General features: G+C 43.1%; 14 protein-coding genes. 6 read left to right on the top strand and 8 right to left on the bottom strand.

The window, feature by feature from the left end:
• Positions 1-176: 176 nt before the first annotated feature.
• From OAG1_RS07500 to phoB, 6 genes are all read right to left on the bottom strand, one after another.
• Positions 177-623 carry a tetratricopeptide repeat protein gene (locus tag OAG1_RS07500; RefSeq protein WP_338625360.1) on the bottom strand — a complete coding sequence of 149 codons (447 nt, stop codon included), beginning with the start codon at positions 621-623 and terminating at the stop codon, positions 177-179.
• Between the two features lie 321 nt (positions 624-944).
• The gene (locus OAG1_RS07495) at positions 945-1,919 is read right to left on the bottom strand and encodes a phosphate ABC transporter substrate-binding protein PstS family protein (protein ID WP_016401758.1); all 975 of its coding nucleotides are present in this window, start codon (positions 1,917-1,919) and stop codon (positions 945-947) included.
• A gap of 245 nt (positions 1,920-2,164) precedes the next feature.
• Complete coding sequence (locus tag OAG1_RS07490) at positions 2,165-3,628, bottom strand: polysaccharide lyase family 7 protein (RefSeq protein WP_152781387.1); 1,464 nt, start codon at positions 3,626-3,628, stop codon at positions 2,165-2,167.
• Positions 3,629-3,804: 176 nt separating this feature from the next.
• Positions 3,805-5,226 (bottom strand): transporter substrate-binding domain-containing protein, encoded by a 1,422-nt coding sequence (locus OAG1_RS07485; RefSeq protein ID WP_338625357.1) that lies wholly within the window; start codon positions 5,224-5,226, stop codon positions 3,805-3,807.
• A gap of 158 nt (positions 5,227-5,384) precedes the next feature.
• Positions 5,385-6,683, bottom strand: a complete 1,299-nt coding sequence (phoR, locus tag OAG1_RS07480; protein ID WP_338625355.1) for a phosphate regulon sensor histidine kinase PhoR — start codon at positions 6,681-6,683, stop codon at positions 5,385-5,387.
• A gap of 6 nt (positions 6,684-6,689) precedes the next feature.
• Positions 6,690-7,382 carry a phosphate regulon transcriptional regulator PhoB gene (gene phoB / locus OAG1_RS07475; RefSeq protein ID WP_040307168.1) on the bottom strand — a complete coding sequence of 231 codons (693 nt, stop codon included), beginning with the start codon at positions 7,380-7,382 and terminating at the stop codon, positions 6,690-6,692.
• 317 nt (positions 7,383-7,699) lie between these two features.
• Between phoB and OAG1_RS07470 the strand changes: the two genes are divergently transcribed.
• The 4 genes from OAG1_RS07470 to OAG1_RS07455 all read left to right on the top strand — a co-directional run bounded on the left by OAG1_RS07470 (position 7,700) and on the right by OAG1_RS07455 (position 10,806).
• On the top strand, positions 7,700-8,581 hold the full coding sequence (locus OAG1_RS07470; RefSeq protein ID WP_016401763.1) for an HAD-IIB family hydrolase: 882 nt from the start codon (positions 7,700-7,702) through the stop codon (positions 8,579-8,581).
• 2 nt (positions 8,582-8,583) lie between these two features.
• The gene (locus tag OAG1_RS07465) at positions 8,584-9,795 is read left to right on the top strand and encodes a glycosyl transferase (RefSeq protein WP_016401764.1); all 1,212 of its coding nucleotides are present in this window, start codon (positions 8,584-8,586) and stop codon (positions 9,793-9,795) included.
• A gap of 135 nt (positions 9,796-9,930) precedes the next feature.
• Positions 9,931-10,056: a hypothetical protein gene (locus OAG1_RS07460; protein WP_338625350.1), complete on the top strand. Its 126-nt coding sequence runs from the start codon at positions 9,931-9,933 to the stop codon at positions 10,054-10,056.
• A gap of 39 nt (positions 10,057-10,095) precedes the next feature.
• The gene (locus OAG1_RS07455; protein ID WP_338625348.1) at positions 10,096-10,806 is read left to right on the top strand and encodes a PilZ domain-containing protein; all 711 of its coding nucleotides are present in this window, start codon (positions 10,096-10,098) and stop codon (positions 10,804-10,806) included.
• Positions 10,807-10,832: 26 nt separating this feature from the next.
• Here the strand turns inward: OAG1_RS07455 and OAG1_RS07450 are convergent, their stop codons facing one another.
• The gene (locus OAG1_RS07450; RefSeq protein ID WP_338625346.1) at positions 10,833-11,234 is read right to left on the bottom strand and encodes an XRE family transcriptional regulator; all 402 of its coding nucleotides are present in this window, start codon (positions 11,232-11,234) and stop codon (positions 10,833-10,835) included.
• A gap of 118 nt (positions 11,235-11,352) precedes the next feature.
• Here OAG1_RS07450 and OAG1_RS07445 point away from each other — a divergent pair, with 118 nt between their 5' ends.
• Positions 11,353-12,135 carry a hypothetical protein gene (locus OAG1_RS07445; protein ID WP_338625344.1) on the top strand — a complete coding sequence of 261 codons (783 nt, stop codon included), beginning with the start codon at positions 11,353-11,355 and terminating at the stop codon, positions 12,133-12,135.
• On the opposite strand, the gene OAG1_RS07440 is transcribed toward OAG1_RS07445, so the two are convergent.
• Positions 12,132-12,308 (bottom strand): hypothetical protein, encoded by a 177-nt coding sequence (locus OAG1_RS07440; RefSeq protein ID WP_338625342.1) that lies wholly within the window; start codon positions 12,306-12,308, stop codon positions 12,132-12,134. The genes OAG1_RS07445 and OAG1_RS07440 overlap by 4 nt on opposite strands.
• 49 nt (positions 12,309-12,357) lie before the next feature.
• Here OAG1_RS07440 and OAG1_RS07435 point away from each other — a divergent pair, with 49 nt between their 5' ends.
• The gene (locus tag OAG1_RS07435) at positions 12,358-14,481 is read left to right on the top strand and encodes a methyl-accepting chemotaxis protein (protein WP_338625340.1); all 2,124 of its coding nucleotides are present in this window, start codon (positions 12,358-12,360) and stop codon (positions 14,479-14,481) included.
• Positions 14,482-14,568 lie beyond the last annotated feature (87 nt).

Genomic DNA, 14,568 nt, shown 5'->3' with positions numbered 1-14,568 from the left:
TTTAGTGTGACACGAATCACATTTCAAGTGACAATTTCATTAAAACCGAAGTTCACCTAGATATGTTGCTGAAAGGATTTTCACCGTTGCTCAATCACTATAAATCACTAAATAAACTCTATTCTCAAAATTTACCACCAAAGCTAAAGCGTCGCCGATTAGCGACAAAATCTATATTATTCAGCAAGATAGCGAGAAATTGCCGACTCTAGCTGTTGCTGTTCTTGGCAATTACCACAATATTGTTCCAATCGTGCTAAGTTTTGCTCTGCTCGCGCTAACTCTTGCAGACTCAAGTACAGCTCTCCCGAATACTCTAAAGCGCCAAGATGAGAAGGTTTGATAGACAAGGCTTGTTGATAAGCATATAAAGCGTTCTGGTAGTGGCCTTGCTTACGCAAGCTAAAGCCTAGTAGGTTCCAAGCGTCGGCTGAACGGCGACCCTTTTTACTTTGCAGGTAGTCACTGAGCCATTCGCTAGCTTGAAGATAGTTTTGCTCATTAAGCATGGCTTCAGCAGCACTAAGCGGCTTACTGCTCTTTTGAGATTCATATCGACCACTTCCAGCAGCATTCACTTGTGAAGCCAAAAACAGACCAAGCAGCAAAGTAACAAGTTTCATGGTTATTTCCTTATTTGTACCCATCGTACTAAATAACTGGTCATTCGATCTGATTAGAAAACTCGATAACTGCGTTAGAATTTTTGATTGTAAAGTAACTACTTATCGAAAAATCCTGTCTTATTCTCGAGTATTTTTCCTGCGCTATTTCTGATCGCTTACTTAGTGTGATTGGTATTAGAGATGTATCTAGAGTACGGCGGCAAGGCTTGAGAAGCTCAATAGAGTTGCATGAAGGTTGCGCTGATGGCGAGTTTTTGTGGAGACTTAAAAAGCAAAAAACCCCGCCGCAGCGAGGTTTTATTATTAGCTACTCTCAGATTATAAAGAGATACCTAATTTTTCTAGGTCAGCCATAACTACTTTTGAAGGTAGTGGTACGTAACCGTCTTTAGCAACAATGGTTTGACCTGTTTTAGACAGAATCATTTTTAGGAACTCACGCTCCATTGGTGCTAATGGCTTGTTAGGGTGCTTGTTAACGTAAACGTATAAGAAGCGAGATAGTGGGTACTTACCAGTAGCGGCGTTGTCTAAAGTAGCTTCAATGTAGTCGTTACCTTTCTTGGCAAGAGCAACAGCTTTAACACCAGACGTTTTGTAACCGATACCTGAGTAACCGATAGCGTTCAAAGAAGAAGATACAGACTGAACAACTGAAGCAGAACCAGGCTGTTCGTTTACAGTGTTCTTGAAGTCACCCTTACAAAGTGCTTTTTTCTTGAAGTAACCGTAAGTACCAGATACTGAGTTACGGCCGAACAATTGAATGTCTTTATCAGCCCAAGAACCTTCTAGGCCAACTTGGCTCCAACGGTCAGCAACAGCGTTCTCACCACACTTAAGAGTAGAAGAGAAGATAGCGTCAACTTGAGCAAGGTTTAAACCTTCGATTGGGTTGTCTTTATGAACAAATACAGCCAATGCGTCGATAGCTACGCGAACTGGAGTTGGCTTGTAACCGAAGCGCTTTTCGAAAGCTTCTACTTCTTTGCTCTTCATTTGACGGCTCATTGGGCCGAACTGAGAAGTACCTTCAGTTAGAGCTGGAGGAGCAGTAGAAGAACCAGCAGCTTGAATTTGTACATTTACGTTAGGGTATTCACGCTTAAACTCTTCAGCCCACAAAGTCATCATGTTGGCTAAAGTATCAGAACCTACAGATGAAAGGTTACCTGAAACACCAGTTGTTTTCTTGTATTCAGGAAGAGTGGCATCCAGGCCAGCTGCAAGTACGGTAGTTGTTACCAATGAGGCAGAAATAGCTACTGCACTAAGCAATTTTTTAAATGTCATCTTTATCTCCATAAATGACGCGTTGAGTTATTTTCGTCATGTAGTATTGGTGAATTCGATGACAATTATATTTCTGCAGTGTGACAGTTATATGTCAGTCTATTATTTTCGTAAAAAAACTGTCTTTTTTGCCAAGCAATGAAAATAACTAATTGAATTAGCAGACAATTAACCACAGAAAATAATAGTGTTTTTTGATAAAGCAGCGGGAAAAGCTCGGTAGATAGTCTACCGAGCTTTTAATTTTAAGGGTTATAACCTTGGTGAGTATTACTCAAAGCATAAAAAGTGGCTTGCACGTAGTCGTCAACATCGCCAGATTTATTTTGATTGTATACCCCAGCTTTAAAGTACATATATTGGTCTGGGTCGTCGTAAGCGCTGTCGCTCATATCGTAGCTTGCAGAAACGTCAGCTTTACCCTCACGAATAATGGTAACGCTTAGGGTATTAGCGACAACCTTAATCCGATAGCTAAATTTCTCATCTAGCGCGATACCATCGGAGGGATTGCTCGCGGTATTACTTCTGCTACCTATCATCTCCACCCAATCATCATCAGATTGATTTCGCGACTCGTGAGCAAAATAGATAGCCCCTTTATCGTTGTTAGGCAACTTACGGTAATAAAGGCGGATCGGCTCATCATCATTAGCATGAATTTGACCAATGATTACTCGACCAATTTGATAATCTTCCCCGGTAGTTGTGACATGGTTTACCGCCAATGTGGCAAACAGTTCACCGTTCACTCCTCCCGCATTATTTTGCGCGCTGCTAGGCGCACTAGAAAATACCCAGTTGTTTTTATTTACACCTTGGGTACTTATGCTGGTATCACCACGTCGTAGCATTTCACGTAACTCGGTACGAACATAAGTAGTATTTGCGGAGGTTTTATAACCATAGATTGGGGTTTTGAATACCATGCCACCATCGGCTCCGGTATAAAAATACTCGCTGTTCTCATAACCGTTGTTTAGCTCAGACTCTTTAATCGAGTCTGCAGTGCCAGAGTTATCGGTATCAGTAGGTATGCTCAAATACCAATCTTGTAAGTCAAAGTTGCCTGATGGTGGTAAAGATGGGTTAAGGTCTTCAACCGGCTCGGTAATAACTTCGTCGTTGCAGCCTTCTGCAGTCACTTCAATGACACTGTTCCAATTACTCTCTGAGTTGCCGTTGCCGGTTAAGCGCAAGTATTGAACATTTTCAATTAATTCATCTGTTAGCGTAATCACTTCGGCACTACCGGTAGCTTTGTCAGACATTCCGCCTGTCACTACATCCTGCCACTGCAGATTATCGGTAGAAATTGCTAAATCATAATAGGCAAACCGACTGGTATTGTTCAGCCAATAAAGGTTAATACTCGTAACAATTGAAGGACTACTTAGGCTGTAAGTTATTTGCTTGCCAATCCCTTCCGACGACCAACGCGATTCGCTGTCATAGTTACCGTCGATAGAGTTCTCTGGCCCATAGCCTACTTTATGGTTTCCATCATCACTGGCTTGGCTAATACTGAGCACTTTAGGGCTAAAGCAACTTGGGTCTATTGGGTCTGTGGGTGGCTCAGGAGTTGTTGGCTCTTCGGGCGTACTTGGCTCATTGCCAGGATCAGCCACTCCAGCGGTTTCAGAAGAACCGCCACACCCCGCCAAAGATAACAGCAACACCAAGCCAAGGGGCTTTCCAATCAACTTCATATTAAGTATTGTCCATAACAACTTTAAATGTATTACAATACTATATTTACAAGATAAGATTGGCAATCTACTCGCTAAAGCAATTATCCAGCTTGTGAACCAGCTAAAAAAAGCGAGCATTTCTGCTCGCTTTTCGATTAAACACTCACCCACCCACTAAGAGGTAAAAGCAGCTGCTACTCCTCTTCTCTGTCGCCCTCTAAATCTAAGGCTAAGGTATAGGCGATGTAATACTTGTAAACGTTGGAGACATAACGCACTGTTTCTCTACCAATAATACGCCCTGCTGCTATTTCCACATTGCCAAACCATAGATTGGGATCTAAATTCATTTCTTTAGTGAGTCGGCGCATTTTGTTCATTTTAGTGGGCCCAGCATTGTAGGCCGCCCAAATGAGGGCCATCCGCTCACTGTCTTCAATACCTTCTTCGTTAATGTAATGTGTCCGCAACCAGGCCAAGTATTTAATTCCAGCCGCGATATTTTGTTCAGGATCGCTTAAATCGCTGTAGCCCATTTGTTTAGCAGTAGAAGGTAGTAACTGCATAATACCGCGCGCCCCGCGATGGCTAACCTTGGTATTATCTAAGCCCGACTCCTGATAACCCTGGGCAACAATCGCTAGGTAATCAAAGTCATATTCATTGGCATATTTTTTAAAGAAAGGCACATAACGGTTAAAACGCATTCGATCTTCAGAATTGGCTAAGCGATTGATCCACGCAGTATGGTCGAAATAGCGATTAAGCAAAGTATTGCCTAGTAGACTTCCTTGTTTAACTTGCTTATTTACAAACTCTTGTAAGTTTTCTTGTAGCTTAGGATTAGTTTTACGCACCGCCCAGCCTAAGCTTTGGTTACGACTAGTCGTTAGTTGCTCATTAATCTGAATATCTTTAAACACCTTTTCCCACAAGTGTGCTTTGTAATCATCAATGATGGTGTAAGGCATCACTCCTGCGTTTACCAGCTCCAAAATATCTTCAGACAACAAGTTACCATCGGCTTCTATTACTTTAATCGGTTTAACGCCGCGCATTTTTAAGGTGAAATTGAGGGCTTTTAAGTGCTCGGCATAACTGCTGCCATCCATCACGTAAACCTTTTTACCCGACAGTTCTTCCCAGCTAGTTACCTTAGGTGCATCTTTATTACTCACTAATACTTCGCTCACCCCTTCTGCATTACCTAAGGCGAAACGCAGTTGTTTCTTACGCTCCGGGGTTGCGGTTAAAAAGGCGGCAACCACATCTCCTCTGCCCGCTTCTAAAGCGGGAATAAGCTGGTCAAAATGCACTGGCACGATCTTAACTTTGGTTTTTTCTACATCACGCCTAATGCCTTGATTGAGAAACTTCTCGTACAAATGCAGCAACTCGATTTGAATGCCAAGCGGCCGACCATCTGCCAAATGAAAATCTGACTTCCCGTAAGTCACCAAGGCACGAATAATTTTGCGCTCTTTAATTTCTGGTAGGTCACCAACAAAAGGTTCGCGGATATAAAAGGGAAATTGCAGTAAATCGCTACTCTCTGGAAGCTCCACCTCGTCTTCCACCGCTGCACTAGGCAAGGCCAATAAGACGAGCCAAGCCATGCTCAGCATTAAGATAAAACTGCGTAAAAGACCCTGTAATTTCAAAGGAATACCATTACAAATCAAACTTATACTTCAGTATAAGCTCAATTGTTCAAAAAGTATCAGCAGAATTGAAAGCTGTGAAGCCAAACGTTTTGCTGACTTCACCAAGTGAATTATTGCTGGATAAACAGCTTACGAGGAATGATAAAACTAAAGGTACTGCCCTTGCTCACGCTGCTCTTAATTTTAAGTTGGCTATCATGATGTTGCAGTGCATGTTTAACAATAGATAAACCAAGGCCAGCACCACCAGTGTCGCGAGAACGCGCTTTATCTACGCGATAGAAACGCTCGGTAAGACGTTGTAGGTGTTTACGTTCAATACCCGGGCCTGAGTCTTTAACCAAAAACAACGCGCCCTGCGGAATCAGCGATAAACTCACATGGATCTCGCCGGGTTGCCCGCAGTACTTAATGGCATTACTCACTAGGTTGCCGCAAGCACTACGCAACTGTTCACGATCACCTTTAATTTCTATATCAGGGGCGATGTCAAAACTAAAACTTAACTGTTTACCTTTTGCTAAACCGGCTACTTCGGCCTCTAGATTACCCACCATGCTCGAGAAGTTAATGGTCTCTTGATTATCTTCCACTGAGGCTGATTCAATTTTGGCCAGAGTAAGCAGCTGATTAACCAAGTTCTCCATGCGGCTACTTTGGTCCAACATGGTATTACGTGCTTTGCCCCAAATCATTGGGTCAACTTCATCTTGGTCGAGCATTTCTAAATAACCGCGCATTACCGTTAAAGGTGTGCGCAGTTCATGGCTAACATTAGATACAAAACGTTTGCGCATCTTTTCCAGTTTACGTAGCTGGCTCACATCACGAATCACCAACAGCAACTGTTGTTGGCTATAAGGCATGGCACGAAACTCTAACCACACGTTACTTTGCACAGGGCTAACTATTTCAAGAGGTTGATCGAATCGGGCTTTACGCAGGTAATTTACAAACTTGGGGGTACGAACAAGGTTGGTTAGGTGCTGCCCAGCATCGGCTGGCCACTTTAAACCAAGCATGCCTTGCGCCAACTGATTACACCACAAAATGGCGCCATCTTGGTTAATCACTATAATAGCATCGGGTAAAGCTTCGGCGCCCAAACGAAAGTACTTCATCAATTGGGCTAGCTCTCGCTCGCGGCCTAAACGGCGTTTAAGCATGTTATAAATGCCGTGGAACACCGGCTCCCAGCTGCCAGAACCATGCGGAGGGGACAACTTTCGTTGGTTATATAACCAATCAAGCAATTTATGTTGTTGGGTGTACATCCATACAATATGTATGACCGCTGCCAACAAACACATTTCTAGGGTATAACCGGTAAACATACCCAGAACAAATAAAGGCGAGTACACCAAGGCCACTCGCCACAATACTCGTTGCCAAGAGAAAGGCACAAACATCCGTATTTACTTCACCCTAGTTGAAAAACGGTAACCGGAACCTCGTACAGTTTGAATTAAACGGTCATATCCTTGAAGGCCAATCGCTTTACGTAAGCGACGAATATGCACATCCACTGTTCGGTCTTCCACATACACGTTAGTACCCCAAACGTTGTTGAGCAACTGCTCACGACTATAAACACGCTCAGGGTGAGTCATAAAGAAGTGCAGTAGCTTAAACTCTGTTGGCCCCATATCCAAGGGTTCATTTTCAACGCTAACGCGGTGAGAAACCGGATCAAGGCGTAAGCCTTGTACTTCAATGGTTTCTTCTAATGAAGTAGGTGATATACGGCGAATTACCGCTTTAACACGTGCCATTAACTCTTTAGGCGAGAAAGGCTTAGTTAAGTAATCATCTGCACCGGCTTCTAAACCTTGAACCTTGTCTTCTTCTTCGCCTTTTGCGGTCAACATAATAACCGGAATTTGACGAGTAAGATCGTGGCGACGCATGTGCTTAATAATTGAAATCCCACTGCCACCAGGCAACATCCAATCTAACAGAGCTAACTCTGGGTAAGGTTCTGTTAGTTTAGCTAAAGCTTGGTCATAGTCGGCGGCTTCAATCGGCTCATAACCATGCTGCTCTAATACAAAACATAGCATTTCGCGGATTGGAGCTTCATCTTCTACAACGAGTATCTTCCTGGGCATCTCATTCATCTCAATCTAAGAAACTGTGGCAATTATGCGACGTATTAATGACAGATTTATGACAAGCCTCAGTGTAAATCAAAGGCTTAAGTAAATATAGCACTTGCCATTTTGGTGCAAAGCAAGAGTATATTGTTCAGCCTGCACCACTTAGGTTCAAAGCTTCCATCTCTAGAAGCTAAACCAATGAATATTAAACCCTTAACAAACTATTGATAAATATGAGATTTACTAAGTCTTTATAAAAGTTTTTTGCCTTTGTGGCATTGCTCGTGCTTCGTCTTGTAGAAACTCATTCAGTTAAATTTAGGGGCAGCATGCAGTATTTCGCTAAGCAACTATCATCAACAGAGCTATACACCACCGCCAGTAGCTTACTGGTATTTACGGATTTAGATGGCACCTTGTTAGATCATGATAGTTATAGTTTTGAGGCTGCCGTACCCAGTTTAAACCAGTTAAAGCTTCTAAAAGTGCCGGTTATCTTTAATACCAGTAAAACCTTTATGGAAGTATTAGAGCTGCAGAAAAAGATGGCCTTACAGCAACCTTTTGCCATCGAAAACGGCTCAGCCGTTTGTATTCCAGCCGACAGCCCTATTCAACATGAGCAGCTCAGCCCTATTAATGTTGGCAAACAGCATTGGAAAATTAAGACCTTTGGCCCTAGCTACCCCGACATTTGCCAATACCTTAGTGTTTTGCGCCAACAGCACCATTTTCGCTTCCAAGGGTTTAACGACATGAACCTAAGCGAAGTACAGCTTAATACCGGTTTAGCAAAATACGATGCGCAATTGGCCAAGCAAAGAATGGCCTCAGAGCCACTACTTTGGAATGACAGCGATGCGCAACTAAAGGTGTTTACCGAGAAGCTTGCCGAACACAATTTAGCGGTAATAAAAGGGGGTCGCTTTTATCATGTAAAAGCCAAGTTTGATAAAGCCGACGCCATGCACTGGTTTAACAAAATATATAAAGACCATTTTCAGCGCAACTTTACCAACATAGCCCTAGGTGATAGCGATAACGACCTAAGTATGCTGGAACAAGCTGACATTCCAGTAGTGATTCCTCGCAAACACTCGCAAGCACTGGTAATTAACCACCCAAATTCTTGCCAAGCACCCCACCCCGGGCCGCATGGCTGGCATCAATCGATGCAACAAATTTTACATTCCTTACTTAATGGAGCATAACCATGGCTGATTTTTATCAAAACGGTATTGTGACTACCTTACATAACTTAACTGATCGTCCACTCGAAGAGTTAGAACAGGAGCTCATAGCGTTTTCAAAAGTTAGACCTATGAGTTTGGTTCTACCTTCGCTATTTTCGGAGCTAGAGCGCCCGGCATTGGCAACCATTGTTGAAGAGTTAGCTAAGGTGCCTTACCTAAGCGAAATCATCATTGGTTTAGATTGTGCCACCGAAGAGCAATTTGCCTACGCAAAAGAATACTTCTCGGGCTTACCGCAGCACGTGCGCATATTGTGGAACGACGGCCCTCGTCTGCGCGCCTTAGACGCCCAACTCGCCGAGCACAACTTAGCCCCTAAAGAACCCGGTAAAGGCAGAAACGTTTGGTATTGTTTTGGTTACGCGCTTGCGTCTGGAAAAAGCAAAGCAGTAGGTCTGCACGACTGTGACATTATTACCTACGACCGAAGCATGTTAGCTCGCCTAATGTACCCGGTAGCCAACCCTCTATTTAACTACGAGTTCTGTAAAGGTTTTTACGCTCGTCATGCCGACGGAAAACTAAATGGCCGAGTGGCTCGCTTACTAGTAACACCACTATTAAAAGCCTTGAAGAAAATTGAAGGTTACGACGATTACTTAGAATACCTAGATAGCTTCCGTTACTCTTTAGCGGGTGAGTTTTCAATGCAGTCAGACGTATTAAATGACTTGCGCATTCCATCAGACTGGGGTTTAGAGATAGGCGTATTGTCTGAAATTTACCGCAATCACTCCACTAACCGAATTTGTCAGGTAGACATTGCGGATGTTTACGACCATAAACACCAAGACTTAAGCCTAGACAACTTAGACGCTGGCTTAGCTAAAATGGCAACAGATATCAGTAAAGCAGTGATCCGTAAACTAGCGACCCAAGGACATACATTTAGCCCCGGCAAACTACGTACACTAAAAGCAACTTACTACCGTATGGCCTTAGATTTCATTGAAAACTACCATGCAGACGCATTAATCAATGGTTTAACCCTAGATCGCCACTCTGAAGAAGATGCAGTAGAACTGTTTTCTAAAGCGGTAATGCAAGCAGGTGAAACCTTCTTAGAAAATCCTTCTGCCACACCATTCATACCAAGTTGGAACCGAGTACAAAGTGCAGCGCCAGACTTTTTAGAACGTTTGTACGAAGCTGTTGAAGCTGATAACTGCTAGATTTTCAGATTAACTCTCACTAAAAAGCTTGTTCTTTGAACAAGCTTTTTTATTGCCCCACATTCGTAAAAAGTCAATTTAACATCCTATCCCTTCTTACAATCGCTACAGATAAGCACAACGGAAGTAATGAATATGAATCGTAAACGAATGGCAGCAATGATCGTTTTTTTAGCCACCGTACTAGCGCTAGATTTTGAGATTATGGCTGAAGAATTACTAGACTCACGCAGTAACCAAAGCTCGCAATTTGATCAGTAAAGTATAACGCCGCAGGGCAATAACAAGAGGGTTAGCAACTTGAGTAAACATCAAATCACCACTGATAGAACAACCATTGTAAATACCCTAACTAAGTTAAGCCCTGGCGCAATGGTCGACATTCAATTGTCGGCAAACAAGCAACTACGAATTAAAGCCAAATTGGTGGGTTATCAAGAAGGCGCTTACTTTGCCTTTTCTTTGCCTCAACATATTTATGCCCAGCAGCAAGACCATATGTTTGAAGGTAAAAGCTGTGTGATAAGAATGATCGTTGAGGGTGATGCAGGCCTGTGTGTCGCCTTTAAAACCAAGCTCATCACCATAAACAAAAAGCCACAAATTATGCTATTTGTTGAATACCCAGAGCAGATCGAGTTTATTCAGCTTCGCCATAAAAGCCGCATTAATACTCACCTACCAGTAGTAATTAGTGAGCAGCAAGCAGCCAGCGTTTCGGCTGAGGAAGCATCCAGCAATATGTTGGAAGGCGTAGTACTAGATTTGTCGGAGGGTGGCTGTCGCATAGAATTAGCAGCGCCATCTCAAAGCTTAAGTATGGTGTTTGTACAAATAATCTTACGTTTCCCACTCAACCCAGAAAAGCCAATAGTGTTAAACGGCACCATTAAAAGCCAGCAGCAAACCAGCGACAAATTGAGAGTGGGCATTCAATTTGATGCCAACAAACAGCTCAAAGCAGTATTCAACAAGCTTAATATGTTTAACCACCCTAGTTTGGCGGCCTAAAAAGCAGCATTGAACAGAGCTGCTACTTAGCCTTTTTTATCGTGAAGCAATTTATCTATTTGATAGATAACTTCTAATTGCTCTGAATTTCTCGACAATAGGGCATCCCACATTTTTAACATAGAAGCTTTTGCCGGAGGCTTAACGCCAGCCTCTCTCTCTGCTGCAGTAAGCGGCAATAGTTGCACCACGCTAATATCCATGGCTTTTGCAATAGCACACATGTCTAACATGGTTAGTTGGCTGGTGCCTTCGCGATCTAATTTTGCGTAAACCGAGCTGGTAGGTAAATTCGCTTTATTTGCTAAGGTTTTTTTAGACCAAGCCAAGTTGGCCATTAAAAACTCTAAACGCTCTATTTGCATCCCACGTATTTGCGCATCCTTAAGCCCAAAAAACTCATACCCTTCGCTGTCTAAATCTGGCATTCCAAAATCCGTAATTTAGTTCTCTCAGCCTTCCAATATATAGAAAGTCCCTTTGTTAAGCTAACACCAAGCTACAAAACCAAAGCGCAGTAATGCTATCAATTATGAGGATAACAAAATGAGTGGACCAACAAAGTGTGGATTCAAACAAGGTTATTTATTCGCTTTTCATCCAGAACTAAAAGCTTCACTAATCATTAAACTACTATTTGCAGTAAGTGCATTACTATTGCTTAGCGCCTGTGAACCTAAAGGAGGCGTAGATTTGCGCAGTAAATGCAGTAGCAACTGCGATAGAAACGGCAATAACGGCCACATTCCCGCTCCACCAAAGGGAGCTACGTTAACCACTGCTGGAATCTATCGTGACCAAGCGAATGACCATGTAGCCACCATCGACCAAAATGGCAGAGTGTTGTTTTGGGATGACTACTCCCAAGACCGTGAACTTGAACAACGAGCGTTAGTACAACGAGTGGTGAGTCTTGAAACAGCTTACCTAGAAAACAAATCCTGCATGCTAGCTTATAACGGCAGCTTATCAGATCATCACTATAGCTTTAGCCAAGTAGACAACAGCTTGCAATTTTCAAGTTCTTGCGGAGATGCAAGGTTCTACCGAAAAGCACTGTCACCGAGTCCTAAAACTAGCACTCAAATGTTCTCTGACTCACCACAAATGCTGTTTCACATTTCCGGTGAAAGCCTAGAATTAAGCCAAACATTTGTTAGCAATATAGAAGGTGAAAAAGCCGAATTATCAGCCAATGGTTTCCTAAGCCTCCCTGCTCCCAATAACCATTGTGTTCAAGAGTTCTTAATAGATCATCTAGCACTTATTTTACTGAGTAGCCCAAATTGCCAAGATACAGGTTTCGAATCAGGTATTTATAGCTATTAGTCGCTCATTTCTTCATAAGGCCAAGCCATAAAAACGCGCTTTAACAAGGCAGAGACGCACCACGTTGAGACATGGGCACCACCAAAGATCACAAAGTAAGTACACAAAACAACCAAAGCGAACAACAAATAAACAAAGGCATCAAAAATAAGCCCCATTTTAATGCAAGGCATTAATTTTGCTTAAAAAAGGCAAAAAATAATATAAATGGACTTAGACTCTATGCAATTAACACAACAAGAAAAACACTGGTTACCTATTTTTGGTAACAGCGGAAAGCTAGCTATGCGTAAAGCGAGCTGGTTAAACCGAAAACGAAAGCCACAACTAAAACAAACCTTTGAAAGCATCTCGAGTACACGAGTAAAACTATTACAAGGCTGGGCTAATACCCAATGGGACTTTCTTCAAGATGCTATGTTTTATCTCGCCACCAAACCCTTAGAACAACAACCGGAAGTTCTGTCTCAGCTGCTTAGTCGCAATAGTGACTTCTCTGAACTATTTATTGTTGATTCTCAAGGCAAGGTTAGCGCCAGCAGCTATAAGCCACATACCGGACAAATAACTGCCAGTAAACAAGCCCTAGAGCAAGGCCTTAGCCAGCAATTTTTGCACGGCCCTTATCAAGATCCACGCACCTTGGCCCCTGGCCCGTCTAGCTCAAAATTTCATGACCAAGTCACCTTAATGTTCTACCAGCCTTTGGAGGTTAACGGTGACGTGGTGGGCTGCTTATGTGGCCGAGTGCCTAACGACGTATTAGGTGATTTAATTCAGCGCGAAGCTGGTCACATATATAGTGAGTCGGGTGACAATTACATCTTCATGGTGGATGCCAATTTTGACCCGAGCATTAAGCCTGGTACCGCATTGTCTCGTTCACGCTTTGAAGACAATACCTTTTCTCATGGAGAAAACTTAAAATCTGGAGTGAGCACCGACTGGGGCACAGTAAAAGTAACCAAACATACCGAGTTTGAAATTAGATTTACTGATCCAGCCACAAATGAGCTACACCCGGGCGTGAGAGAAACCATCAAAAATGGCAGTAATCTGTTTATCGATTACCCCGGTTATTCGGATTACCGACACATTCCGGTCATTGGTAAAGGCATTACCTTTCAGCTGCGCGGTTCGCTTGATCGTTGGGGAATGATGTGTGAAGCCGACCTTGAAGAAGTATATCGCCATCGTTCACTAAGCCATAAGTTAAGCAACAAATACTTAATAAGCTCACTGTTTAGCCTTGTACCTCCTCTAGTGATAGCTCAACAATTCGCCCTTAGCATTAATCAACTAGCTGGGCTACTGGTGTTATTTTCTGCCCTTAGCTTCTTTGGTTTTAAACAAATCGTAGCCAAACCCTTGGCGAGACGTTTAGAAAACATGAGTGGGGTGATTCAAACCATTGCCGAAGGTGATGGCGACTTAAAACGTCGCTTAGATGCTAGTAAGTTTAAGCCCGACGAAACAGGCGATTTAGGCCGTTGGATTAACAGCTTTATTGATAACCTTGAAGGCGTAGTCGGCGGTATTATTTATGCCTCTAACGAGGTTAAACAAGTAAGCAGCTCTATGCTGCGTCGCTGTGGAGTGGTTGATAATTGTACTCAACAAACCTCTAATTCCATCGACTCGCTGCTTAACTTAGCGCAACACCAACAAACCGACATTGTTAAAGCCACCCAGTCTGCCGAGAACCTGCAGCAAGTAATGACCGACATGGTTGAAAATGCCGAAACTGAATACCAGCATGCCGTAGAAAATACTCAAGAAATCAAGCGCATTGTTGAGGCTTCAGCCAAAAGCGTTAACCAAGTTAACGATGAAATGAAGCAAATCGAAGACATTGTGAAGCTAATTACCGAGATCACCGAGCAAACCAACTTACTAGCGCTAAATGCCGCCATTGAAGCTGCACGCGCTGGTGAACATGGTCGTGGCTTTTCGGTCGTGGCCGACGAGGTAAGAAATCTTGCCACGCGAACCTCCGAGGCTGCCAAGCACATCGGCAACACCATGGGTAAACTGCGTGTTAAAACCGAAACGGCTGTCGATTACATGGAGCAAGGTGTTAAAAACGTAGATCAAAGCTCTGCCCTGCTAGACTCAGGCAGCCGCAGCGACGAGCTACAACAAGCCGTTGAAAGTATGTTCACCACCATTAACATGATTGCTGGCAACAGTGAACGTCATAGCGAAACTGCCGAGCAGGCTCAAGTGACGACCTCATCCTTAGAACTATCATCACAGCAACTAACTCGCCGAACCACGCTAGTGAAAAACTCAATTATTCGCCTGCATCAACTGGTTGAGCGCTTTGAAGTAACCAAAGCCGCATAAGCAACCATCATCCCTAAACTAAAAAACCAGCGCTTGGCGCTGGTTTTTACTTTCTTGGTTTAGCCATTCACAAAGCTACCGAAGCAA

Origin of the sequence: Agarivorans sp. OAG1, assembly GCF_037076485.1 — a bacterium.
Lineage (GTDB): Bacteria > Pseudomonadota > Gammaproteobacteria > Enterobacterales > Celerinatantimonadaceae > Agarivorans > Agarivorans albus.
This window is presented reverse-complemented; position numbering and strand designations above follow the sequence as displayed.